Genomic DNA, 23,824 nt, shown 5'->3' with positions numbered 1-23,824 from the left:
GTTATTCGACACGTTTGATATCGCTTATCTCGATGATGGCGCCACCTGAGGCGGCGCGATTGTCCAGAATTCTGTGTTGCATGTGCCAGCACCGCTCGGCTTCGGTCAACTCGTCTGGAAGATTTTTACCCTTCAAAAACAGAGCTTTCCCTCCCGGCAGGAGAAACGGCGCGCTCCATTCAAGAAGCTGGGTCAAAGAAGCCAATGCGCGTGCCGTCACATAGGGGGCCGGGGAGAGTTCGGCCTGTTCGATGCGTTTGGACACGACCTGAGCCTTGACGCCACAGGCACGCGCCGCCTCGCGCAGGAAAGCGCATTTACGCTGGTCAGACTCCACCATCACCATCTCGGCGTCGCAGGCGATACCGACCATCAATGCCGGAAACCCACCCCCCGAGCCCAGATCGACCACGCGCGCGCCTCTGGTAATGAAGGGCACCAGTCTGAGCGAGTCTGCGATATGGCGCTCCCACAAATGAGGCATGTCACGCGGGCTCACCAGATTGATCCGCGCATTCCACTTCTCGAGAAGTGCCGCGAACACCTCGAGGCGTTCGCGTGTTTCACGTGAAACCTCGATCATGCCACGGCCCTCACATGGGCGAGGAGCGCGATCATGGCAGCAGGTGTGACACCCGGCACACGCTGGGCAGCGGCGAAATTGGCCGGGCGCGCGATGGAAAGGCGTTCCTTCATCTCACTGCTCAGCCCGCCGATACGTCCATAATCGAGATCATCCGGCAGCGCGATCTGGGCCTCATTGGCCAACTGACGTATCTCGCGCTCCTGTCTTTGCAGGTACCCACCATAGCGCGCTTCGGTCTCAACGTGGCGCCGAATGCGCAGAGGCAACGCACCAAACCACGGGGCCAGACGGGTCGCCGCCTCCTCGTCAGCCTGCCCTGACAGCACATCGAGCAGGGACCGCCTGCGTCCGTCCTGCGAAACAGCAATACCCTGTGCGGCCAGATCCTGCGGGGCATGGATCGGTGCCCTGGCCTGCTCCATTGCCCCGTCGATCGCCTCGCGATCCCGCTTCAACCGCGCGGTACGCTCTGCACCGACGCAGCCCATTTCCTCCCCAATTGCAGTCAGGCGGAGATCGGCGTTGTCTGCGCGCAGACTGAGGCGATACTCGGCGCGTGAGGTGAACATGCGATAGGGCTCTGAAACGCCCTGCAAGGTGAGATCGTCCAGCATCACACCCAGATAGGCCTGATCACGCCCCAGCACGAGCGGGTCATTGCCGGCCACAAAGCGTGCAGCATTAAGCCCCGCGAGCAGGCCCTGAGCGCCTGCTTCCTCGTAGCCCGTCGTTCCATTGATCTGCCCCGCCAGATAAAGGCCGGTCATGGCCCTGAGGGCGAGACTGGGGACGAGCTCACGCGGGTCGACATAATCATATTCAACGGCGTAGCCGGGGGTGACGATACGCGCCTTTTCAAGCCCCGGAATGGAGGCCATCATCAGAGCCTGAATATCGGCAGGCAGGCTCGTCGATATACCATTGGGGTAAACCAGATCGCCACCCGGATTGCCGGGGAGCCCCTCGGGCTCGAGAAAGATCTGGTGCCCATCCTTTTCGCCAAACCGGACGATCTTGTCCTCGATTGACGGGCAATAGCGCGGCCCCTTGCCTGCAATCGCCCCGCCATAGAGCGCGGATTTCGCCAGATTATCACGAATGATCTGGTGGGTCTGTGGCGTCGTGCTGGTGATACGGCACGAAAGCTGGTCTGTGGTGATACGCTCGGTCAGCCTGCTGAACGGTTCGGGTACGTCATCACCCTTGTCCTCAGCCAGAGAGTCCCAGTCGATACTGTCGCGCGCAAGCCGTGCAGGAGTGCCGGTCTTGAGCCGCCCCATACGCAACCCAAGGGCTTCAAGCCTTTCGCCAAGACGCGCCGCCGGACGCTCGCCGATGCGCCCTGCCTGCTCCTGCGTATGCCCGATATGAATGACCCCGCGCAGAAACGTGCCACTGGTCACCACAACAGCGCCGCAACGGACCACGCGCCCGTCCTCGCAAATGACACCTGTGACGCGCCCGTCACGCACCTCGAGATCGGCTGCCTCACCCTGCATGATGGTCAGATTAGGCGTGGCATTCAGCAGCGCCTGAATGGCATTGCGATACAGAAAACGATCGGCCTGCGCACGCGGTCCATGCACGGCTGGTCCCTTGGAGCGATTGAGCAGCTTGAAATGGATGCCTGCCTGATCGGCTGCCCGTCCCATGAGACCATCAAGCGCGTCAATTTCACGCACGAGATGCCCCTTGCCGATACCCCCAATGGCCGGGTTGCACGACATGGCGCCAATCATCTCGGGCTTCTGGGTCAGCAAAAGCGTCCGCGCACCGAAACGCGCTGAAGCCGCTGCGGCCTCACTTCCCGCATGACCCCCGCCTATGACGACAACATCAAACTCGCTCACACACGCCTCATTTACCAATGCAGAATTGTCCAAATATCACATCCAGAAGGGAGTCGACATCAACTTGTCCCGTCAGTCGCCCCAGGGCGCGCATGGCCAGACGCAGCGCCTCACCCCTCACTTCAGGCCAAAGCGCCTCATGAGCCTGATCGAGATAGAGCAGAGCTTCCTCGATTCCCGCCCTGTGACGCGCCCGTGTCAGCGGGGCGCCCACGCCAGCGGTCAGGGCCTTGATACGCGCCCCGAGGGCCTGCTCGAAGCCCTCCATCCCCTCACCCGTCTGCACACTCAGACCCAGCGTGTTATCCAGCGCCGGATACAGATCCACCTTGTTGCTGATCATCATGGCATCGGGACGCAACGGCATTTCGGCCGTACCTGCCACGACGTGTAGCACCAGATCGGCATGTTCCACGTGAAACATTGCCCGGCGTATGCCTTCCGCCTCGATCTCATCCTCGGTCTCGCGTAGCCCCGCCGTATCGACAAGACGAAGTCGCACCCCCTGAAACAGCCAGTCAATCGCGATCACATCACGCGTCGTCCCTGCGCGATGCGTGACAATCGCTGCATCATATCCGGCAAGATGGTTCAGCAGGCTCGACTTACCGACATTAGGAGCCCCTGCAATCACCACGGTCAGGCCACGACGAACGATCTCACCGCGCTTGTCAGAGAGATGCGCCTTCAGGGCAGAGCGAAGGTCGTTGAGGGTGTGCGACAGGGCTAGCTCGACTGCCTCGGGCAGATCCTCATCAGGGAAATCAATCAACGCTTCCTGATGCGCCAGCAATGTTTTCAGGCGCTCGCTCCAGCCTTCATAGAGGCGACTCAAAGCGCCGTCCGCCTGCGCAAGCGCCTGCTGACGCTGGCTCTGGCTTTCGGCCTCCACCAGGTCGGCTATCGCCTCAGCCTGAAGCAGATCGAGCCTGCCTGCCTGTACGGCGCGCCGGGTAAATTCGCCCGGTTCGGCCGGTCGGGCACCAAGTGTTGTCAGGGCCATTGCCACGCGATCGATGACGGCCGGACCGGCATGGAGGTGCAGCTCAAAGCCGTCCTCGCCCGTATAGGAGCGCGGCCCCGGCAGCCAGAGCACCATCGCATCGTCCAGATGGTCGCCCTCATGATGCAGCGCCCGCAGGCTTGCATGACGTGGCTTGGGCAGCCTTCCGCCACATAGCGACGCAAGCACCTCTTGAGCCCCGGCACCACTTGCGCGCATGATAGCGATTGCTGCCCGCCCGGTTCCTGTCGCCAGAGCGAAGATGACCTCGCTCTTGCGCGCTGCCGGGCGTTCCATCGCGTCAACCATGTGAATCCCTTCTATGCCCCAGCTCTCGCTTCATTCCCCCATTGGCCCCCTCACCCTCAGCGAGGATGATGGCGCAATCGTTGCCCTCGACTGGGGTTGGGGGCGCGATCAGGAAAAGACGCCTCTTCTTACCCGCGCCCAGACCATGCTGGAACGCTATTTCGACGGCGAGCCCGAAAGTTTCGATCTGCCTCTTGCCCCCTGGGGTACCGCCTATCGCAAAGCCGTCTGGCAGGCTTTGCGCGACGTGCCTTATGGTGAGACCATCAGTTATGCTGAACTTGCCCTCAAGGCAGGAGGCTCGGCCCGGTCGATCGGCGGCGCTATGGCGCATAACCCCATCCCTATCCTGATCCCCTGCCACCGTGTTCTGGGGCGCAGCCATCTGGGCGGTTATTCTGGCGAAAATGGTTTGGACGACAAGCGCTATCTGCTGCGCCTGGAAGGCGTCCCGGTCTGACCCGCCAGCCCCTTTAAAATAGTCCCCTGAAGGGCAAATCCTTCCCTGCGGGATAAAGCATATGGCGCCGTCGGTGGAGGGTCTTGCCCCGACATGCTTCATGCAGGCCGCGTTTTACGGCACGATCATTCCTCTGCATGAAGCAAGGAAAACGCGACCAAGCCGGATGGCGTCCACGGCGAAACGCCCCATGATACCGCCCATAAAAAAACCGCCGGAAGCATGAGCCTCCGGCGGTTTTTCATGACCTGCAGACCAGATCAGTTGTTCATGGCGTCGAAGAAATCCTGGTTCGTCTTGCTGTATTTCAGCTTGTCGAGCAGGAAGTCCATGGCATCCATCGTGCCCATGGGCGACAGGATACGACGCAGGACCCACATCTTCGAGAGCGACGCACGATCGACAAGGAGTTCTTCCTTACGCGTGCCCGACTTGGTGATGTCGATTGCCGGGAAGGTGCGCTTGTCGGCAAGCTTGCGATCGAGGATGAGTTCGGAGTTACCCGTACCCTTGAACTCTTCGAAGATCACCTCGTCCATACGGCTGCCCGTATCGATCAGCGCGGTGGCGATGATGGTGAGCGAACCGCCCTCTTCGATGTTACGCGCTGCGCCAAAGAAACGCTTGGGGCGCTGCAGGGCGTTGGCATCCACACCACCGGTCAGCACCTTGCCCGATGAGGGAACAACGGTGTTGTAGGCGCGCGCCAGGCGGGTGATCGAGTCGAGAAGAATCACGACATCGCGCTTGTGCTCGACTAGGCGCTTGGCCTTTTCAAGCACCATTTCAGTCACCTGCACGTGGCGGGTCGCGGGCTCGTCGAAGGTTGAGGACACGACTTCGCCGCGCACCGAGCGGGCCATGTCGGTCACTTCCTCAGGCCGCTCATCGATCAGCAGAACGATCAGGAACACATCGGGGTGGTTGGCGGAAATCGACGAGGCGATGCTCTGCAGCATTACGGTCTTGCCGGTGCGAGGCGGGGCCACAATCAGGGCGCGCTGGCCCATACCGATCGGGGCGACAAGGTCGATCACGCGCGGCGTATAGTCGCGCTGGTCTTTCTTGCCCTTTCCGGTGGGCTGAGGCTCGGGTGCACCGGCCTGCTCGACTTCCATACGCAGGCGACGCTCGGGATAGAGCGGCGTCAGATTGTCGAAGTTGATGCGCTGACGAACCGCGTCAGGCTCTTCGAAATTGATGGTGTTGACCTTGAGCAGCGAGAAGTAACGCTCGCCATCACGCGGGGCGCGGATCTGCCCCTCAACCGTATCACCGGGACGCAGGCTGAAGCGACGGACCTGGGCAGGCGAGATATAGATGTCGTCAGGGCCGGGCAGGTAATTGGCTTCAGGCGAGCGCAGGAAGCCGAACCCATCGGGCAGAATTTCCAGTGTGCCTTCGCCGTAGATGGCCTGATCATTATCCGCCAGGGTCTTGAGAATGGCGAACATGATGTCCTGCTTGCGCATCGAGGAAGCATTCTCGATTTGCAGCTCTTCAGCATAGGCCAGCAGATCGGCAGGTGTTTTTTTCTTGAGTTCAGCTAGATGCATGAAAAGCGCCTTAGATGGGCTATAGTCCACTGCCCGGACGATTTGGCATCGTGACCGTGACAGATGATCGATCGTGAAAGAATGCCCCGTCAGATGGGCCGCAGAACCGGGCCCGACGATGAGCGAAGACGAAAGGGTCTTGAAAAAGGCCGCATGAATCAAGACAGGCGGCTCTTGCGTCTCAATCTAGTGAGAAATAACGCTTTCTGTCAATAGTTCCGATCAACCGCGCCATGGCCGCACCATGTATTGACCCGACCTTGCCTCCGATGCGGCCAACCCCGGAAGAATGAAAACCAGAGGAGAGGGTTTCACCTTCTCGGCATAGGCACCAGAAATCATGGCTGGCGCGCATTGGCCGTCAAGATGCAGGGGCTTGGGCAGAGCAATATCGATTGTACAGGGTACCGGCCCGCTGAAGCTGGCAGCAGGCTGGTAGCGCGATTGCGTGACGTCCTGCGCGGTCAATGCGCCAGTGAGAGGCGCTGCCTGCAAGGCGTGATTATCTGCATCGAGCGCGACGAATTCACCCTGCAGACGATTACCCTCGATGTGATACCCAACCAGAATCCGTGTCGGCTGACGGCCGGTATAGCCAGGGGCCTGACGAAAGCCGGGTGCCGTGGCGCTGTCGCCCTCATACTTAAGAGGCTCCCGGGCAAGACGATCAAGCATCTGTTGCGCCTGCTCGCCGGTGGGCTGCAAGGCCCGCCCCGCCTCACGCGCCATGACAGGCTGAGCAGCGAGGGTGATGCACATGATCGGAAGGGAAAGGGCAAGGCGCTTCACGTTGAGCGATCTCCAAACCATCCACGGCGCCAGAAAATGAAGAGAGGCAGCAGCACCGAGGCAAGCATAAGGCATAACGCATAATAATAGCCGTAATGCCATTCAAGTTCCGGCATGACCTTGAAATTCATCCCGTAAATACCCGCCAGCAGGGTTGGGGTGATGCCCACAAAGCTGACAACCGTAAGCAGCTTCATCCCGTCATTCTGGTCGATACTGATGAAGCCGAGCGTTGCATCCAGCAGAAACTGCACCTTGACGGTCATCTGCGCCACGTAATCGTTCAGTGAGGCCACGTCGCGCCCGAGAATACGCAGCCGGGTCTGAAGGGCCTCGCGAAACTCGAAATACCGTGCATCCCCCAGATACATGCCAATGCGGTCCACCCCCAGCAGGCTCTCCCTGATGGAAGAGGTAAGGTCACCGCTTTCGCCAAGCTCACGCAGGGTCTGTCGCAATATATTGGCGTTGCGGACATGGCGGTTCGGACGTTTGGGCGCAAAGACCGTCCGTGAGATCGTATCGAGCGTATGGCCGTCATTTTCCAGAATATCGGCCAGACGGTTCACGATCGTCTCAAGTAGATGAATGGTCAGTTCCGGCACATCGGAGAGCGCAAAATCAGCGTCGTTGGACGCGAGGTCACGGCTCATGGTCTCGAAGGCGGTGTAGCTGGAATAGCGCAGGGTGATCAGTCGGTCCGGCGAGACGATCATACCCACGGGCCATGCCGTCAGCCGCCCATCGATCACCCGCACCAGGGGCATGGAAAGATAGATCACATCCCCGCGCCGGTAGTGGCGTGACGAACTTTCGATCTCTTCCAGTGCGGCCCTGCGCGGCAGGGTCAGCCCGGTCACGGCTTCCGCAAGGCGTATCTCATCCTCATTGGGCTCCACCAGATCGAGCCAGGACACGCCTTTCGCATCATCGGCTGCCAGAATTTCGTGGACCGGCTGCCCGACCGGGTGCGCTAGAAACATCTGGTTTTCCTCTCTGGTTCAGGCGCTTTCACCCAGCGGGTCGGGAATGGACGCAACGCCGCCCCTCTGGTATCGCAGAAACCCGCTCGCCATGTCGATCCATGCCCCGGACAGGATAATTTTCATGAGCTCTGAAGTCCCGCCCCGCCCCAACAGTCTGCGCAACGGCCCCGATCAACGCGGTCGCTTCGGAAGTTTTGGTGGCCAGTTCGTTGCAGAAACACTCATGCCTCTGGTGCAGGATCTGTCGGATGCCTACCAGGCAGCCAAGGCAGACCCGGAATTCCGACGTGAGCTGGATTACTATTTCCGCGATTACGTCGGCCGCCCCAGTCCGCTCTGGCATGCCAAGCGCCTGAGCGACGAACTCGGCGGCGCGAAAATCTATCTCAAGCGTGAAGAGCTCAACCATACCGGCTCGCACAAGCTCAACAATGTGATGGGCCAGATCCTTCTGGCACGCCGCATGGGCAAGACGCGCATCGTGGCCGAGACGGGTGCAGGACAGCATGGCGTGGCCACCGCCACGGTCTGCGCGTTGTTTGGCCTGAAATGCACGGTCTATATGGGCGCCGTCGATGTCGAGCGGCAAAAACCCAACGTATTCCGCATGCATCTGCTCGGTGCCGAGGTGCATCCGGTAACGGCAGGGTCGGGCACGCTCAAGGATGCCATGAACGAGGCCATGCGCGACTGGGTCGCCAATGTGCATGACACATACTTCCTTGTCGGCACGGTGGCCGGGCCGCATCCCTATCCGGAGATGGTGCGCGACTTCCAGTCAATCATCGGCATCGAAACGCGCGAGCAGATGATGGCCGTCGAGGGACGCCTGCCCGATGTGCTGGTGGCCGCCATTGGTGGTGGTTCCAACGCCATGGGCCTGTTCCATCCCTTCCTCGACGATGAATCCGTGCGCCTGATTGGGGTCGAGGCCGCAGGTCATGGGCTGGATAGCGGCTTTACCGCAGCGTCCATCTCGCGCGGTCGCTCGGGCGTGCTGCATGGCAATCGCACCTATCTGCTGCAGGACGAATTCGGCCAGATTGCCGAGGCCCATTCGATCAGCGCCGGACTGGACTATCCCGGTATCGGGCCGGAGCACTCCTGGCTAAATGATATCGGGCGTGCCGAATATGTGGGCGTGACCGACAAGGAGGCGCTGGAGGCCTTTCAGCTTCTGACGCGTACCGAAGGTATTATCCCGGCGCTCGAATGTGCGCATGGTCTGGCTCATGTCATGAAAATCGCCCCCTCCATGTCGCCGGACCAGATTATCGTCCTCAACCTGTCGGGCCGTGGCGACAAGGATATCTTTACCGTCGCCGAGCATCTGGGAGTTGCGCTGTGAGTCGTATCAAGGCCCGTTTTGAATCGCTCAAGGCCGCAGGGCGAGGCGCGCTCATTCCCTACCTTCAGGCCTATGACCCGGACCTGGAAACCTCTCTCGCCCTGCTCAAGGGCATGCCTGCGGCGGGGGCCGATCTGATCGAGATCGGGGTGCCCTTCTCCGATCCATCCGCCGATGGCCCGACCATTCAGGCGGCCGCGCTACGTGGCCTCAAGGCAGGCGCCACGCTGGCCGGGGTGCTCGATATGGTGCGCGCCTTCCGCGAGACGGATAACGAGACGCCGATCATCCTGATGGGCTATCTCAACCCCATCGACAGTTACGGCCCGGCACGCTTCTGCACCGATGCTGCCAAGGCGGGTGTCGATGGTCTGATCATCGTCGACCTTCCCAAGGAAGAGAGCGATCTGCTGTCAGGGGACGCGCAGCGCTGCGGGCTGGATATCATCCAGCTGGTTGCCCCAAACACGCCCGACAGCCGCTTGCCCTATCTGCTCGATACCGCATCGGGCTTCATCTATTACGTGAGCATCACCGGTATTACAGGCACGCGCACTGCGAGCACCGATGAGCTCGCTGCAGCGCTCCCGCGCCTGCGTGCCGTCAGCCCGCTGCCGGTTGCCATTGGCTTTGGCATTCGCACTCCGGAACAGGCCGCGCAGGCGGCTTCGGTGGGTGATGCCGCAGTCGTGGCCTCAGCCCTGATCGCGACACTTGCCGGCACGCTGGAGGATGGGAAGGCAACCGCAGAGAGCGTTCCGTCCGTTCTGGGTCAGCTGGCAGACATCGCCAAGGCCGTTCGCCAGAACTGAGCAGCGCTCGGCACGGGTAAACTGAGATAAAAAAAGGCCGCCCCGACACAGTGTCGGGGCGGCCTTTTTCATGCGACGCGAGGACGGGACCTCAGCGGCCGTCGCGCTTGAGCGACATGCCGAACGCCATTGCGGAGATACCGCCGAAGATCAGCTCGATGGCGATGAATGTGCCGATAAGCCAGAGCCCGGACCATGGCAGGGTAACGAAGATGAACACCCCGGTGAACAAGGCAACCGCCGCGCTCAGAATCATCGTCCACCAGTTGGCCACGTGGCGATGGCCCAGCGCCCAGAGCCCCCTCATTACGCCTGAGGCCATAAAGCACCCGGCCAGAAATGCTGTCAGAAACAGCGATCCCGTTTCAGGCTCCTGAATGAGAAGGATACCACCCAGAATGTAGAGAAACCCCATCAACGCAGTGATCCAGAAGCGTGATCCCGGCACGTCACGATGGGCAAAACTCTGCGCCAGATAGGCGACCCCCGAGAAAATGAGCAACATGCCAATAACGACGATGCTCGCCAGCGTGGTCACAATGGTATCGAGAAACGCAAACACACCAAGCAATATGAGGGCGGCCCCGATACCAATAAACCAGTTTGGTTTCAGCTTTGGCATAAAGGGGGGCAGACCCGGGATACCGCCTCCGGGAAAGCTCCCGCCTGTGAAGATCCCGCCAGGCAATTCATCGCTGCGCGAGATGCCGCCCGGATCATTGTCGCCGGAGGGTTTGTTTTCCGGGGTATTGCCAAAACCAGACATCACTTTTTACCTTTCTTTATTATCACTACGCGTGAGGCAGGCCGCAGGCAGCAAGCCAGAGCCTTAAAGAATACGTGACCCATCAGCGGCGCCTGTCACCCCTGGAACCGGGCGATGTTTCACGTGGAACATTGCCGACGGCTTCGCTGCACAAAATGTGATCGGCGCATGCTGCCGCCATCAGTACATATTGACCAGTCATCGCACCCAGGATCGCAGGTCAGGAGATTGTCACATTTGCCTCCTGACAGTATTGAACACTGCATGAGTGCGAAAGACTTCCGAGCCCGGCTCGCCAAACTGCTATCAGAACGGGGCAGCAAAGCACCGAACGGGCATCACGCACGTCATCAGCCCCGCCCGACTCTGACAGAGCCTGCACCCGCCCGTGCGCCCAGCGTCCTGAGCCGCCGTGCTGAAGCCCTTCGTGCTGGCATCCGTCTGGCCGGGGTCATCGTATGGGTACCGCTATCGGTGGGTTTCGAGGCACTGCTGCTCCCCATCCCCGGCGTCTTGAAGATACGCTGGACGCGGGTCATCTGGGGCGTTCTGTGCAAGTTACTTGATCTGGATATCCAGATCGTTGGCAGCCCTGTCGGCACAGTCGGCGGACAAAAGGGACGCGATCGGGGTGAGCGCCCCGTTATCTATGTCGCCAACCATTCCTCCTGGCTCGACATCCCGGTATTAGGAACCAAGATCTATTCCGTGTTCGTCGCCAAAGGCGACATCGAACGCTGGCCCATCATGGGGCTGGTCTCCAAAATCGGGCGCACCATTTTCGTGAGCCGCAACCGGAGCACAACCGGGCGTGAGCGAGACGAAATGATCACGCGTCTTGCGACCGGAGATAATCTGATCCTGTTCCCTGAAGGCACATCCTCGGACGGGTCACGCGTGCTGCCCTTCATGTCCACTTTCTTCGCGATCGCGAAGCTGCCACGCCCGCCCAAAAATGCGCCGCCCGTAGATATGCCCTCCTACCCGCCCGGGCTGACGCCACTCATACAACCTATCTCTCTGGTTTATGACCGGCTGGAGGGTTTACCCGTCACACGCACCCGACGCGCCATTTTTGCCTGGTATGGCGATATGGATCTGGGGCCTCACGTCTGGCAATTTCTGAAAACACGCAACAAGCGGGCGACTATCCTGCTTCACGCGCCTCTGGCACCAGAAGACTTCCCCAGCCGCAAGGCACTGGCCAATGCCGCATGGTCTGCCGTTGCGCGCGGTGCGGCAGAATTGCGCCAGAACCGGGATACCATGCCGGGTTAGGAGCCAGACACATCCGTCGCTCGAGGGCCTGTCGGGGCTTGAACCGTGAACGCGGCTTCGCAGCGCTTTGCGATGGGCGTTGGGCGTTGGGCGTTGGGCGTTGGGCAGCCTGTGTTTGACGTTGCGGCATGCTTGATCTGGAAATTACCGATCAAGACGACCCTGCCGAAAGACGAGACGCCGACGCACAATCACGGCTGACGATGTCGGCAATTTTCCAGCGGTACCAGAATGGGATGACTTGGTAAGCCGTCCCTCCTGAGCAAAGCGCATGGTGGAACGCAGTCCAGTTTTTTATCTACCGCGCGAATGTCAGCCCCCAGAAACTCCTCTTTGCGCGGGTAGAGGGACACCCTGCTTTAAGCATGGCATCCTTCCAGGGTACGACCATTCGGGCTCACTGCCAGGCGGTGGAAGCCGCAAGAGAGAGGATTTCAGGAACACAGAAGCCCTCGAGAAGCACCCAACCGTTGATGTAGAGACTTTGGCAGAAAAGCCAGCGTCACCGCTGCAGGGTGGGGTAATGCCCCGCCTTTCACCCGGACGTCTGGTCAGGCCTGCGAACCCCTCTCAACCCTGACCCTGGTTGACGTGCGGCAAGATGCTGCGCATGGCGCCCGCCGCAACCAGACCTATTGCCAGAAACCGATTGCGCGAGCCCCCGTGGAACACGCATTTACGCTCCGTCATTCCGTCCAGACGCGACGATCCGCAGTTTGCCTGCACAACATGGGCGTATAGGCATTTGGTAGAGAACCTGCGGGCTCGTTTTAACACGGGGGAGCAGCCGCCATCCAATACGGGAACGCTGGTTCTTTCTCTGTAACCCGCATCACTGCCGCTGCAACTCATATCAAGACCTCACAGGGTCTATAACGAGGTTTTGTGTATGAACGATTTCGAGGCGCGATAAGATGGAAGGCGCAGAAAAACCCTTCTCGAACACCATCGAGGCACAACAATATCAATACCCGGTGATTTGATACTGGCTGAAAATTTTTTGAAATCTTTTAGCTGATTTGTTTAGTGTACACTTCTGGCAATGGACAGTACGAAACAAAAACCAGTACCTTTTGCTTGGAAGTGACGCAATTCATGGTATCGTCTACTAAAATCATCACATTTATTTCCGAGGGGCACCCATATGACGCAGGTTACGATCTAACAGCTTCCGCTCGTATTCTGCAAGAACATGCCCGCAACGTCGGTGCTAGTTTCAGCGCCTATTCTCCTTCCATATTGAGAAAATTGGGTGTGGGCGAGCTCATCCGTGAATATCCTGATGAAGTAGGCCTACACAACAACCCTTTCCTGCACAAAGTTGGATTTGCAGCATGGAAGCCATTTATTATCCTTCATGCAATGCAGTCTATGAAAGAAGGGGATGTTATTTTATATGTTGACGGAAACGTCCTTAAATATCACTCATTAATCAATTATGTGATCAATTGCAAAGAATTGGTCAGTGTTTGTCTTGGGGATAGAGATTTTTATATTGGACGCGAGCACGAGGGCGATCTTATTCGCAGCATAGACTACGCAAAATACAATCAAATTTATGATATCGCTCTAAATTCCAGTCTCGCCAATCATCATCAAATGTTGATTGTTAATAATATCATTGCACGCGTCAATGATGTGAGCCGGCAATTCTTCCTGAATTGGCTGGCTCTCTGTATGCAGGAGCGTTATATTCATCCGCCCACAACCCCCGATGAATTACATCCTGCCTATAGATGGTTCTGCCCGGAACAATCAATTCTGAATATGCTTGTTGTTCGGTATATTCTCGAGCGGCGTCTTTCCCCTGAATTCCCTGGTATTTCATGCGGGCGTGACGGGACTCCCCGCGTGGCAGATAATAGTTATGTCCATGCCGCGGGGGATATAGTTAAGCCCGAGATACCATTTGAGCAGCAATTCGAACCGGAAATACAAGAAGCACAGCGTCTTCTTTCGCGTGTGTTTTCAAGCGCTCTGCCGCACGAAGATTGGAATTTCCTGCACTGTACATTTGACGATTGGACCTCACATGAGGATGATGCGTCTACTGAGCTGGAACCCAACGGGGACCTGATTTTTATCGATGGGACCGAGCAGCGCCATCATCTCATTCGGTATAGAAACAGAAATCTGGATCATGCCGTTGTCATGTTGAACGTAAAGATAAAGTTTCTGGAAGACGAAACGCGGTTTCTGGTCAATCAGTGGGGCGGATACGATATATGTACATTGTCAAGCTCTATGGAAATATTCAAAAGTATTAACTGCGTTGATCTGAAATTCTTCGAAGAAGATGAAGATGGCTTTCGCGCTGTCAGTATTGTCTTCCTGAATTATCATGACTCTATTTCCATAGGTAGTATCAAGATAAATGGGACAGATCCCGGCGATGGTAAACCCATCTTTGTTTTCCGGGACCTGAGCGTCGCTTATCGGAGATTTTCAAAGTTCTAGCGTCCATGGACTAAGCCGGACGGGGCTGGACGAGATGAACTCAACGCTGCCATCTGGGAGCTACGTCGAACGAGACAATCGGGTTCGGGAATGCTGATCAGCCCGTTGCTACCTGCCGAGGCGGGGCGTGGCCGCCCTCCGGCGGGCGATCATAGCCATTTCCCGACAGCATGATGTGTATGTCACGGGAGGTGCGCAATCGTCTCATCTCCCGCCTTGCCATGGCCTGTAGAGTAGCGTGTTCTGCTTTTACCAGCTGTAAGGCGAGCAGAGCACGTTCGCTGCCTTACTCGGGATCCTGACAGGGTTGATTGGCCCTGACGGATCTGTAGCCCTGATCGGCAGCACCGTGGTTCGCGTTCATCACTGTACTCACGGGATAAAAGGGGATGGCCCGACCGAGGCGCTCGGCCGATCGCACGACGGTTTCTCAACCAAGCTTCCAGCCCGTCGCGACCCGCAGCTTCCCTTTCGCCTTCTCCCTGCCCCCGGAACAAGCTTACACCCAGCAGGCATTTGCTCCGCCATGTCGAGCCATAGGTGGTTGTCTCGACAAACCTCCGACCGGTCGCGGCTACGACCCTCAGCAGATCCGGGTCAACATTTCATACACTAACGCTCGTCCTGTAATCCCGGCCTGACAAACCCCACCAGTCTTAACCGACACGCTTACAGACTGCGCAACCGCATCGCCAACCGCATCGAGTGTATGTTCAACATGCCCAAGAGATGGCGACGGGTCGCCATCCGATATCCCAAAACCGTACGACCCTATCTCGGCCCCCTCTCCAGCGCCCCAGCTTCCCTCCGGATCAGCTTTTGTTCACGAATGCCAGAATGCTCCCTGCTCCGGCCTAACATGCTGTTGCGATCATTCGCTCCAGAAACCGGAGACGGGGCATGTCGCCACGGGTATTCGCCAGATCCATAATCATGGTGAGCCAGGTAATGCCGTCAGTCCGGACGAACTGCTCTGTCTGCGACTTTTGATCAAAACAGACAGGCTCAACGCATGATCGGATCACGGGTCTTGCGGTGTTGGATCGCTGGGCAGGCTGGGGCGCAGGCGTCGGATACGAGTTTTTTACTGTGAACCTGAATGGTTCGAAAACTCTCTCATGGGTGTTCCAAGGCACAACGATATCAATGGTTTATGATGATGGCTCGACTGGGAAAATAGGTTTTCATCCCAGATGCGTTTATGATTGATTTCATATCGATCAAGTATTCTGGAGATTCTAATGAAAACGATGCTTTTTCTGCTCAATATACTGACTATTTCATGGTGTATTTGGTTTGCTCATGCGCAATCCTTACCGCCTGCAAACCTGAGTCACGATAAAAAGATCGGTGCCCTGAGTACATCGGTTTTGCAAGTTCAAGGTGGAACCAGCCTCGTAAAGCCGGGTGCCTATATCCCGACAGACGGTCTGTTCATCAAAACTCCAAAAGGGGCAAACACAGCCACAACCGGAACGCTTTTCAATTACAGTGTACCGCAGGCCAGCGGCGAGTTGATGATCCAGACATCGAACCCCGGCAATGATGTTCTTGGACTCATGAATGATGATGTGCATGGTTATTCCGCGATATCATTTTTCCAGAAAGACCGTTTCATCTCTCCCGATACACCTATCGGACATGGTGGTTTTGGGTGCGGTGCTGATTTGACATTCGGTCTTCCGCAATATGGTGCGTGCTGGGGAGAGTTCGACCGTTTCGAACTCGCATCGTCAAACTTGATACAGCCTAGCCCATTCATGCTTCAGCAGACCGGAGGGGAATTTATCAGCTACACCAAGCTCTGGGTCCACATGACGGCGGGCAGTACGACCATAACACTCCCGAGCGGAAAATTTCCCCACGACATTTCAGGCCAGCTTATTGAAGCCCCCAATGCTTATGGGCAGTTGGATCCCAACACGCTCATTACGGGTGGTGATGGCACGAGCAGAATTACGGTCAGTCGTGCAGCGCATAACACGGGCACTTATCTCGTTTATTTTGGACCGACCGAATACTCACAGCACGATTCCATGGTCATGACCCCGATGGGTGGAATTGACTTCTATCCCTTCAATGGCATGTCCTGGGGGCAACCCACTACCAGGCCATTGCTTTCCATTGACCGTCTGAACAACGAAGTTGGAATTAAAAACCAGTACCCTGTTACTGACCTGGACGTGAACGGTCATGTTTGCGTGGGATATCAAAGTGAGCCCGACAATGATCCAGATCGCGCCAACGGGTGCGTAACAGCACAAATCAACGCGATCGTCACAGCAAATAGTGAAAAAAACGCAACCGCACTTCGTATCCACACCGTCAAAAATGACAGTCTGGATTTTACAGCGCTGACAACGCCCGTCGCACTGCAGAATGAGATTGGCGTTTTTGATCGTAAAACCGATGGCGCAAGTCACAATATTCCCATGATGGAATATCACATGGATGGTTCCAATTCTGTGCGCATCATGGCGCACCCTGTTACAGCCAAATCGTCGGCATATTCGTTGCTGATCACTGATTGTGGCACGACAATTTCAGTAACAGGTGACACGGCCATCACGAACACATGGGGCCTTCCGGCCGGTTGCCGTATCACGATCAGCAATATGGGCACAGGGATCGTTACGGTCGTGCCGGGCTCGAACTTGACCCTTGGGTGGTACGACACGAAACCCGAAACGGGAACCTACACACTCCCCGGTCAATATTCGTCTGTAGTACTCGAAGCGAAATCTCAGAGCCTCTCCACAATCGAGCGGGGGCAGTGATGAACTGAAGCCTGTCAGGGCTCGAAACGTGCATGTGGCTGCGCAGCGCTTTGCGATGAGCGTGATGCCGCCTGTGTTTGCCGATACCGCATGGTTGGTTGGGGAGCCACTGCTCAAGGTGAGCCCGACAGAAAGGCAAGACGCCGCGCAATCTGCGGCGGCCCATGTCGGCAATTTTCTGGCGGCACCGGAACGGGACAACCTCGTAAGCTGTCCCTTCTGGGCGCAGTGCATAGTCGACCGCAGACCAACTCTTCATCCATTGGGAGGGTTAACCTTTGGCGAGCGCTCTCTGAACAGGCAACAGTCCCCGCATCGGACATGGAGTGCCTCGAACACATGAACGTCCGCCTGCCTCACAGGACGGCAGGAACTGCCCGAGAGGGGAGATTTCGAAGACACGGAGGCGGTTGTAAAGCGCTTGGCCGCCTCGTGGATGCCTCGGCAGAGAAGCCAACGTCGCCGCTCACGGGCGCGGTAAGGCCCTGTCTTTCACTCTGACGCCAAGGCTGGCCCACAAACTCCCGGTAGCCATGCTCCTCCCTGACGGGCTTGCCATACGCGCACCGCGACGTTGTCCACGATCAGGGTTATGCCGTGACCCGATTTCGTGAAGCCTTGAGGGGCAGAGGCTCACACCCTGTTATTCCGTCAAACCGCGATGAGCCACAGCTTATCTGCCACATGGGCGTGCAGGCGCTGACATCTGGTGGAGAACCTGTGGGCTCGTCTCAAGGCATAAGGAGGAGCCGCAATCCGATGCGAGAAAACCGCTGCTTCCTTTTCCGTAATCCGCATCGCTACCGCCACAACCCACATCAAGGCCTCACAGGCCCCAACATTCGCGACAATCGGAACACAAAGATCAGAAATCGATTTCTGTCGTCGCGTGATAGCTCCGGGGCAAGCCGGCGACTGCCGAATTCATGGCATTGGTGCCGCCATCACAGAGCTCGGATAGACCGAAGCCCAGTATCGCGCATTGGTTACATTACTGACCCCGAAGCGAATGACCATCGGCACGCGATATACGTGAAAGCCATAGCGCGCACCCAGATCGAGGGTCGTGAACGAAGCCACGAAACTGCGGTTCTCGTTATCGGCTGCGCGTCTGCCAACAACGTGCACGCTCGCATTGACCGCGCCACCCCGCGCCCAGCCGGGGTGATAATCGATCAGCATATTGGCCTGAACCGGAGCCACCCCCACAACCTGCTTGTGCGATGTCAGTGCAGAGCCTGTGTTGCCAACCTGCGCATCAAGCCAGGTGACACCCCCTATGACACTCAGTCCGTCGCTGACCCGCCCTGCAACCTGCCCCTCGACGCCGTAATTGCGTTGTGTTCCCGCCTCGCGATACAGGCTGCTCACCGGATCGGTGAAGGCAAAACCACGTGTCATGCGAAAAGCTGCGGCACTCAGCATCACCCCCGACGAAGGGCGGTATTTTGCGCCCACCTCATATTCTTCCGAGCGCAGCGGTGCGAGCACGTCATTGGCATTCCGGCTCGACGCCGGGGCAACCGGCCCCGCCTGAACAGACCGCCCCCAGGTGCCGTAAAAGCTCGTGTGCTCGTCGAGCCGATAGATCAGGCTCGTCATGGGGGTAAAAACACCAGAGGCGTTATAGGCGGCGGTCGTGACGCCATTGCGGTTGCGGCTCGTCGTGTCGAGCCAGCTCCAGCCAAGCGTCGCCATGATGGAAAAATGGCGGTTCAGCGCCATCGTATCCCCCAGAAGGAGGGATTGTGTCAGGATCGACGCGGATTGATAACGCCCCGAGAAATAAGGCTGCGTCCCTGCGAACACGGTCGGGGCCCCGATACGGGCCGTTCCCAGTATGGTGCTCGCCCCCGCGGTCGGATTGAAATTGCCCATGCTGTAACCGTTCGAGCCGAGCACCAGCTGATGCACGAAACGCCCGGTGTGAAACCGGCCATTGACATAGGCGAGGTTCGACCAGACCCGGAAATCATTGGCGGTCGTTGCTGCCGTGATGGTGGTGCGATATCGCCCCGTATCGTCAAGCAAGGCATTGGTGACACCAAAGACATTCCGCCAGGCATCCTGATACAGGCCGCCCAGCGTAAGCGACCAGTTCTCGTTGAATCTGTGAATGACCTTGGCCAGCGCCGTATTGGTTGACGCGTTATAACCCGCAAAATCCTGGCCATATCCCTGCTGCGCAAGATCGGGCGCCTTGGGCAGGGAAAGCCCCGTGGCAAAGGTGAACCCTCCGGCATAACCACGCTGGGCATAGCTGTACTGACTGGCGTCAATCTGGATCGTCGTCCTGTTGTCGAGCCTGAAATCGAACGCCCCGGCAATCAGCCCGCGTCGCAGATGCGTACCGGGGGCATAGGTCGTGCCAGACTGGTTGAGCATCGTCACACGGTATCCAAACCATCGCCCATGCCCCACCCGCCCCGATGCATCGAGTGACTCCAGGGGCGCACCCGCCGAGTCCACTCCGAACACCAGATGCTCGCGGGCGTGATCTGTCGGCCGGTTCAGCGTGTAGTCGAATGTTCCCGCCGGATTCTGCGGTCCATACAACGCGCCCGACAACCCGTTGAGCACCTGGAGGGAATCGAACATTTCGGCAGCATAAGGCGTCGTGATCACCATATTGAGCCCGTCCATACGGGAATTGGCGATCACATCCGCTTCGAAGCCCCGCGATTGCGGACGGCTGGTATTTGGGTCTCCCCGTATTTCAAGCTGCACCGAAGGCAGGTATTGCACCAGATCATTCGCATTGCGCGCCTGCTGGTTCACAATCACATCCCGTGGGACCGCCATGATGGAAAAAGGCGTGTCCAGCAGCGAGCGCGTGCCCAACGGCCCAAGAGACGCATCATGACGGCCATAATCGGCCCCCATACCGGACGCCTGACGACCATGCACAATCACATGCTCGTCTCGTTGCCCGGTCTGCGTTGAGGGTTTGTCGGTGCCTTGCAGCGATGCTGCCTTGCCCGAGCCTGTGACGATAGCGGCGCTCCCACAAACCAGCAGGAGCAACAGGCCATAACGCAGGGCAGAGTGGGTTGAGTGATCGGACATAACCCGTATTCATGCCGAAACGAACGCCCTCTTGCCAGACTGCCTTGCACTGCCTCGAAGGTTTTTGCGCCCGATCCTTGAGCGACATGCCGACGATCATTGTCAGAAGCGCCCGCTTCTGGCCGGGAAAGCAGCTACCTGATCGGCATTGCTCAACCTATCGGTGAATTGCACATAAGGCTGATCACCCATGCCTCACGCCCCCTTTTCATGAAGCGAAACATGGGGCAGCCTGAGCCGGTCCGTCTCTCTTGCCGATGAGATGGAACAGTCGACCATTTCGCTCTGACTGACACCCAAGAAGGACAAGAACGCTCCCATGGTTTCGAGGACAACGCGCATGACCCGTCGTTTGCTGCGCCCCGCATTGACTGCCCTTCTTTTCGCTGCACCGGCTTCGACGCTCCATATCTCCCGAGCGGCTGCACAGGCCGTGATCACGGGCAACCAAAGCATGACCGCAACGGTCGAGACGATCGATCCGGAAACACGTACCGTTCTGCTGCGTGACAAGAAGGGCGGATTGCTCAACCTCACCATCCCCAAGGATGCGAAAAACCTTCCCCATCTTGAGGCTGGAGACCAGATTTCGGTCCGTTTCTTCCAGACGATGGCAGCCGATATCGCCGCACCCGGCACGCCCCTGCCGGAATCGACCGTGTCATCCGCCAAGGGTTATGCCCGTCGTCACCCGCATGGCACGCTCGTCTCGTTCCAGCGTCAGCGCGTGAAGGTGGTGACCGTCGATGCGGCTGCCCATAAGGTAACGATCATCGATCATGCCGACATCACACGCACCATCACTGTGCGTCAGAAGGCGCTTCAGCCCCTGCTGAACAGCCTCAAGACCGGCGATGACGTTGATGTGACGACAATGGATGCCGTGTCATTTTCCGTACTCAACCGGACCGTCAATGGCGATGTCTCGGTTACCGAAAAAACCGGCGAACAGACTCCGGCAGTAACACCGGCTCACTGACTATCCGGGCAGTGTGCAGGGCTCTGCCCTGCACACGCAAAGGAGCAAGCCCCACTAATCCCCGTTTCAAACCAGGCAGGTTTCCAAAGGACGACCGTCCTTTGGCGAGGCATGGGGCAGCGCCCCATACATCCGCTTACTGTGCAGGCCTGGCCGGCTGCCAGAGCGTATCTGGCGGCGGCAGATGAGGGGAATTATCAATCACCCCATAGCCATCGGCGGCATAGCCATGATGGGCCACCTTGCGGGGGCCGCACCCCACAAGCACCAGACTGCCGACCAGCAGGGCGAGAGACAGACGCCTCAAGCGCCAGGCTCCAGACGCAGACTATCCGCCACGGCACGGGCCAATCGGGTATAGGCCTGCGCGGCCTCGCTGTCGGGCGAGGAGAGGATGATCGGCGTGCCGGCATCGGCGCTCATGCGAATATCAGCCAGCAGCGGAATTTCGCCAAGGAACGGTACATTGGCCTTTTCGGCTTCGGCCCGCGCACCTCCATGACCGAACAGCTCGGTGCGATGGTTACAGTTGGGGCAGCAGAAATAGGACATGTTCTCGACCACACCGAGCAGCGGCACATTCATGCGCTCGAACATGGTCAGCCCGCGGCGGGCATCCAGCAAGGCAATGTCCTGAGGGGTGGAAACGATCACGGCACCGCGCAGGCTGAGCTTCTGGGCGATGGTCAGCTGGGCGTCACCTGTACCCGGCGGCATGTCGATCACGAGCACATCGAGGGCGGGCCACGCCACGTCGCCCAGAAACTGGCCGATGGCCCCCATGACCATCGGGCCGCGCCAGATCATGGCCTGCTGTTCATCCACCAGAAACCCGATGGACATGGCGTGCATGCCCCAGGCTTCAACAGGAATGATCTTGCCATTTTCCAGCGCAGGCTTGGCGGAATGACCAAGCATGCGTGGCAGGGAGGGACCATAGATATCGGCATCCAGCATGCCGGTACGCAGCCCTAGCTTGGCCAGACCGGCCGCAAGGTTGACGGCAGTGGTCGATTTACCCACGCCGCCCTTGCCGGAGGCAACGGCGATAATGGCGCGCACCTGGGGCAGGGCCTTGCCATCGGGACGCATGGGCTGAGGATGGCCGGGGCTGTTGGCGGGCTGCTCGAGCTGGAAGGGGCGGTGCCCCTGAGGCTGGGGCGCAGCCTTGCCCGGTGCACGATGGGCCGTCAGGATGATCGTTGCGCGCGAGATACCGGGGAGACGTGCAAGAGCGGCTTCAGCACGGGGACGCAGGGGTTCGATACGCGCCGCATCTTCGCGCGACGTGGCGAGAGAGACATGGGCGTGTCCATCACGCACCGCCACACCTTCAAGCGAGGCAAAGCTCAGGACATTGGATGTGCCGGCCTCATCCTGAACCAGGCGCAGGGTCTCGAGAATCCTGCGCTGGTCTTCCTCGTTGGCGGGTTTTTCAAAATCGGTCATGGTTGTCCTCTGGCGACGGGGCCGGGCCTTATCCCTCCCGTTTAACATGGCGGGAAGTGGATCGCGCAACCATCTGCGCGTATGAGCAGGTCAATACCGGGGCAGATGCACCCGGGTCGTCCGGGCAGGAGAGCATGACAGGAATGAGCGAGGCCACAACCGACGCCACCCCTAAACGCAAGAAGCGCGACCATCGCATTGATGCCCTGCGCGGCATCGCGCTGTTGATGATGCTGGCCGATCATGCGCCACAGGATGTGCTCAACCGCTTCACATTGCGCAATTTCGGCTTCGCCGACGCAGCCGAGATCTTTGTGCTGCTGGCGGGCTATGCCTCGTGGCTGGCCTATGGCCGCCTGATCCTGCGCGGCCCGCCAACAGGTGGATGGGTCATGGGTATCGAGCGCATCGTGCGCCGATGCTGGCGCCTCTATCTGTTCCAGATGGTCATGTTGCTGGTGTCGGTTTTCACCATACGCCAGTGGCGGCATTATTACCCTGTGCCCGTGGATTTTCTGGAGCCCGAACTGGCCCATGGCCATGAATGGATCTGGAGCGTCCTCAGCCTCCAGGCCCTGCCGAACAATCTGAATATCCTGCCGCTCTATATCGTGCTGCTTCTGGCCTTTCCGCTGCTGGTCTTTCTGTGGAAGATCTCGCCATGGCTGCTGGGCGGGGTCAGCCTTGCGCTCTGGGGGCTGATCAATAGTGACCCCACGCTCAACCTGCCCAACTGGCTTGACCCCGATGGCTGGTATTTCAACCCGCTGGCCTGGCAGTTCATTTTCACTCTTGGCATGCTGGCCGCCATCATGGCGGGCAAGCGCGAGGGTAATCTGCCGGGCCCCCTCTGGGCCAAATGCCTTGCCGGGGCCTATCTTCTGTTCGGCGCGCTTGAATGCTTCCCCTATGAAAGCTGGAACCTGCCCAGCCTGAGGCCGCTCGCCGTCGTGCCGCAGGCCGACAAGTCCGATCTGGCCATCTGGCGCTGGACCGACGCTCTGGCCATTCTGCTGCTTGTCCAGTCCTCCGTAACGGCCACGCGCCTTTCGGAAACACGCATCGGGCAGGGTCTCGCGCTGCTGGGGCGTCATTCGCTTGAGGTGTTCAGCTTCGGCACGATTCTCGACCTGTTTGCCCGATTGGTGATGAACAGTTTTGGCGATGGCTGGGTCATCCAGATTCTGGTCAATGTGCTTGGCTTCCTTGGGGTCTATGGATTGTCGGTCTGGCTTGATCGCCATCGCCGTCAGGCCGCTCTGATGGCGGGCGAAACACGCAAGGAAGCCCGGGCGGAAGAGAAGAAAGATCGCAGCGCGGAGATAGGTGACGCAAACCCCTGATTTGCGTTAG

At 58.6% G+C, this 23,824-nt stretch carries 18 protein-coding genes; 8 read left to right on the top strand and 10 right to left on the bottom strand.

What is annotated here, in order from left to right; translation table 11 throughout:
- Position 1 precedes the first annotated feature (1 nt).
- Genes rsmG through mnmE form a run of 3 tightly spaced genes read right to left on the bottom strand, consistent with a single transcriptional unit; the run spans position 2 to position 3,748 of the window.
- Positions 2-583, bottom strand: a complete 582-nt coding sequence (gene rsmG / locus F3J08_RS09245) for a 16S rRNA (guanine(527)-N(7))-methyltransferase RsmG (protein WP_166929454.1) — start codon at positions 581-583, stop codon at positions 2-4.
- A complete protein-coding gene (gene mnmG / locus F3J08_RS09240; RefSeq protein WP_166929452.1) occupies positions 580-2,436 on the bottom strand; it encodes a tRNA uridine-5-carboxymethylaminomethyl(34) synthesis enzyme MnmG in 1,857 nt (618 codons plus the stop codon). The genes rsmG and mnmG overlap by 4 nt, the downstream gene beginning before the upstream one ends.
- A gap of 7 nt (positions 2,437-2,443) precedes the next feature.
- The gene (gene mnmE / locus F3J08_RS09235) at positions 2,444-3,748 is read right to left on the bottom strand and encodes a tRNA uridine-5-carboxymethylaminomethyl(34) synthesis GTPase MnmE (protein ID WP_166929450.1); all 1,305 of its coding nucleotides are present in this window, start codon (positions 3,746-3,748) and stop codon (positions 2,444-2,446) included.
- Positions 3,749-3,761: 13 nt separating this feature from the next.
- On the opposite strand from mnmE, the gene F3J08_RS09230 reads away from it, so the two are divergent.
- Positions 3,762-4,208: a methylated-DNA--[protein]-cysteine S-methyltransferase gene (locus F3J08_RS09230; protein ID WP_122038321.1), complete on the top strand. Its 447-nt coding sequence runs from the start codon at positions 3,762-3,764 to the stop codon at positions 4,206-4,208.
- Positions 4,209-4,468: 260 nt separating this feature from the next.
- On the opposite strand, the gene rho is transcribed toward F3J08_RS09230, so the two are convergent.
- The 3 genes from rho to F3J08_RS09215 all read right to left on the bottom strand — a co-directional run bounded on the left by rho (position 4,469) and on the right by F3J08_RS09215 (position 7,536).
- Positions 4,469-5,764 (bottom strand): transcription termination factor Rho, encoded by a 1,296-nt coding sequence (gene rho / locus F3J08_RS09225; RefSeq protein WP_023978877.1) that lies wholly within the window; start codon positions 5,762-5,764, stop codon positions 4,469-4,471.
- Between the two features lie 222 nt (positions 5,765-5,986).
- Entirely contained in the window at positions 5,987-6,553 is a 567-nt protein-coding gene (locus F3J08_RS09220) for a hypothetical protein (RefSeq protein ID WP_166929448.1), read from the bottom strand.
- A complete protein-coding gene (locus tag F3J08_RS09215) occupies positions 6,550-7,536 on the bottom strand; it encodes a magnesium transporter CorA family protein (RefSeq protein ID WP_023978879.1) in 987 nt (328 codons plus the stop codon). Before F3J08_RS09215 ends, F3J08_RS09220 begins: the two co-directional genes overlap by 4 nt.
- Positions 7,537-7,660: 124 nt before the next feature.
- On the opposite strand from F3J08_RS09215, the gene trpB reads away from it, so the two are divergent.
- Both trpB and trpA read left to right on the top strand, forming a co-directional pair.
- Entirely contained in the window at positions 7,661-8,887 is a 1,227-nt protein-coding gene (gene trpB / locus F3J08_RS09210; protein ID WP_122048545.1) for a tryptophan synthase subunit beta, read from the top strand.
- Positions 8,884-9,699, top strand: coding sequence for a tryptophan synthase subunit alpha (gene trpA, locus F3J08_RS09205; RefSeq protein WP_122038324.1), 816 nt, complete (start codon positions 8,884-8,886; stop codon positions 9,697-9,699). The genes trpB and trpA overlap by 4 nt, the downstream gene beginning before the upstream one ends.
- A 91-nt stretch (positions 9,700-9,790) precedes the next feature.
- On the opposite strand, the gene F3J08_RS09200 is transcribed toward trpA, so the two are convergent.
- Positions 9,791-10,465, bottom strand: coding sequence for an HdeD family acid-resistance protein (locus F3J08_RS09200; RefSeq protein ID WP_240149236.1), 675 nt, complete (start codon positions 10,463-10,465; stop codon positions 9,791-9,793).
- Between the two features lie 264 nt (positions 10,466-10,729).
- Between F3J08_RS09200 and F3J08_RS09195 the strand changes: the two genes are divergently transcribed.
- From F3J08_RS09195 to F3J08_RS09185, 3 genes are all read left to right on the top strand, one after another.
- On the top strand, positions 10,730-11,743 hold the full coding sequence (locus F3J08_RS09195; RefSeq protein WP_166929446.1) for a 1-acyl-sn-glycerol-3-phosphate acyltransferase: 1,014 nt from the start codon (positions 10,730-10,732) through the stop codon (positions 11,741-11,743).
- Between the two features lie 1,095 nt (positions 11,744-12,838).
- The gene (locus tag F3J08_RS09190; protein ID WP_166929444.1) at positions 12,839-14,200 is read left to right on the top strand and encodes a hypothetical protein; all 1,362 of its coding nucleotides are present in this window, start codon (positions 12,839-12,841) and stop codon (positions 14,198-14,200) included.
- A 1,241-nt stretch (positions 14,201-15,441) separates the two neighbouring features.
- Positions 15,442-16,977, top strand: a complete 1,536-nt coding sequence (locus F3J08_RS09185; RefSeq protein ID WP_166929442.1) for a hypothetical protein — start codon at positions 15,442-15,444, stop codon at positions 16,975-16,977.
- 924 nt (positions 16,978-17,901) lie between these two features.
- Here F3J08_RS09185 and F3J08_RS09180 read toward each other — a convergent pair.
- Complete coding sequence (locus F3J08_RS09180) at positions 17,902-20,043, bottom strand: TonB-dependent siderophore receptor (protein ID WP_240149235.1); 2,142 nt, start codon at positions 20,041-20,043, stop codon at positions 17,902-17,904.
- 340 nt (positions 20,044-20,383) lie between these two features.
- On the opposite strand from F3J08_RS09180, the gene F3J08_RS09175 reads away from it, so the two are divergent.
- Positions 20,384-21,022: a hypothetical protein gene (locus F3J08_RS09175; protein WP_035444365.1), complete on the top strand. Its 639-nt coding sequence runs from the start codon at positions 20,384-20,386 to the stop codon at positions 21,020-21,022.
- 136 nt (positions 21,023-21,158) lie between these two features.
- On the opposite strand, the gene F3J08_RS09170 is transcribed toward F3J08_RS09175, so the two are convergent.
- Positions 21,159-21,329, bottom strand: coding sequence for a hypothetical protein (locus tag F3J08_RS09170; RefSeq protein WP_166929440.1), 171 nt, complete (start codon positions 21,327-21,329; stop codon positions 21,159-21,161).
- Entirely contained in the window at positions 21,326-22,471 is a 1,146-nt protein-coding gene (locus F3J08_RS09165) for an Mrp/NBP35 family ATP-binding protein (RefSeq protein WP_062165534.1), read from the bottom strand. Before F3J08_RS09165 ends, F3J08_RS09170 begins: the two co-directional genes overlap by 4 nt.
- Positions 22,472-22,614: 143 nt before the next feature.
- On the opposite strand from F3J08_RS09165, the gene F3J08_RS09160 reads away from it, so the two are divergent.
- Positions 22,615-23,814: an OpgC family protein gene (locus F3J08_RS09160; protein WP_240149234.1), complete on the top strand. Its 1,200-nt coding sequence runs from the start codon at positions 22,615-22,617 to the stop codon at positions 23,812-23,814.
- Positions 23,815-23,824 lie beyond the last annotated feature (10 nt).

The sequence above is a fragment of the Asaia sp. As-1742 genome, assembly GCF_011753235.1.
GTDB classification, from domain to species: Bacteria; Pseudomonadota; Alphaproteobacteria; order Acetobacterales; family Acetobacteraceae; genus Asaia; species Asaia bogorensis_B.
This window is presented reverse-complemented; position numbering and strand designations above follow the sequence as displayed.

Excerpts from the sequence above, each read along its gene's own strand:
- F3J08_RS09190 (WP_166929444.1), top strand. The coding sequence starts at position 12,839 with ATGGTATCGTCTACTAAAATCATCACATTTATTTCCGAGGGGCACCCA.
- mnmE (WP_166929450.1), bottom strand. The coding sequence starts at position 3,748 with ATGGTTGACGCGATGGAACGCCCGGCAGCGCGCAAGAGCGAGGTCATC.
- F3J08_RS09200 (WP_240149236.1), bottom strand. The coding sequence starts at position 10,465 with ATGTCTGGTTTTGGCAATACCCCGGAAAACAAACCCTCCGGCGACAAT.
- F3J08_RS09175 (WP_035444365.1), top strand. The coding sequence starts at position 20,384 with ATGACCCGTCGTTTGCTGCGCCCCGCATTGACTGCCCTTCTTTTCGCT.
- rsmG (WP_166929454.1), bottom strand. The coding sequence starts at position 583 with ATGATCGAGGTTTCACGTGAAACACGCGAACGCCTCGAGGTGTTCGCG.
- trpB (WP_122048545.1), top strand. The coding sequence starts at position 7,661 with ATGAGCTCTGAAGTCCCGCCCCGCCCCAACAGTCTGCGCAACGGCCCC.
- F3J08_RS09215 (WP_023978879.1), bottom strand. The coding sequence starts at position 7,536 with ATGTTTCTAGCGCACCCGGTCGGGCAGCCGGTCCACGAAATTCTGGCA.
- F3J08_RS09230 (WP_122038321.1), top strand. The coding sequence starts at position 3,762 with ATGCCCCAGCTCTCGCTTCATTCCCCCATTGGCCCCCTCACCCTCAGC.
- F3J08_RS09165 (WP_062165534.1), bottom strand. The coding sequence starts at position 22,471 with ATGACCGATTTTGAAAAACCCGCCAACGAGGAAGACCAGCGCAGGATT.
- rho (WP_023978877.1), bottom strand. The coding sequence starts at position 5,764 with ATGCATCTAGCTGAACTCAAGAAAAAAACACCTGCCGATCTGCTGGCC.
- F3J08_RS09185 (WP_166929442.1), top strand. The coding sequence starts at position 15,442 with ATGAAAACGATGCTTTTTCTGCTCAATATACTGACTATTTCATGGTGT.
- F3J08_RS09180 (WP_240149235.1), bottom strand. The coding sequence starts at position 20,043 with ATGTCCGATCACTCAACCCACTCTGCCCTGCGTTATGGCCTGTTGCTC.
- F3J08_RS09195 (WP_166929446.1), top strand. The coding sequence starts at position 10,730 with ATGAGTGCGAAAGACTTCCGAGCCCGGCTCGCCAAACTGCTATCAGAA.
- F3J08_RS09160 (WP_240149234.1), top strand. The coding sequence starts at position 22,615 with ATGAGCGAGGCCACAACCGACGCCACCCCTAAACGCAAGAAGCGCGAC.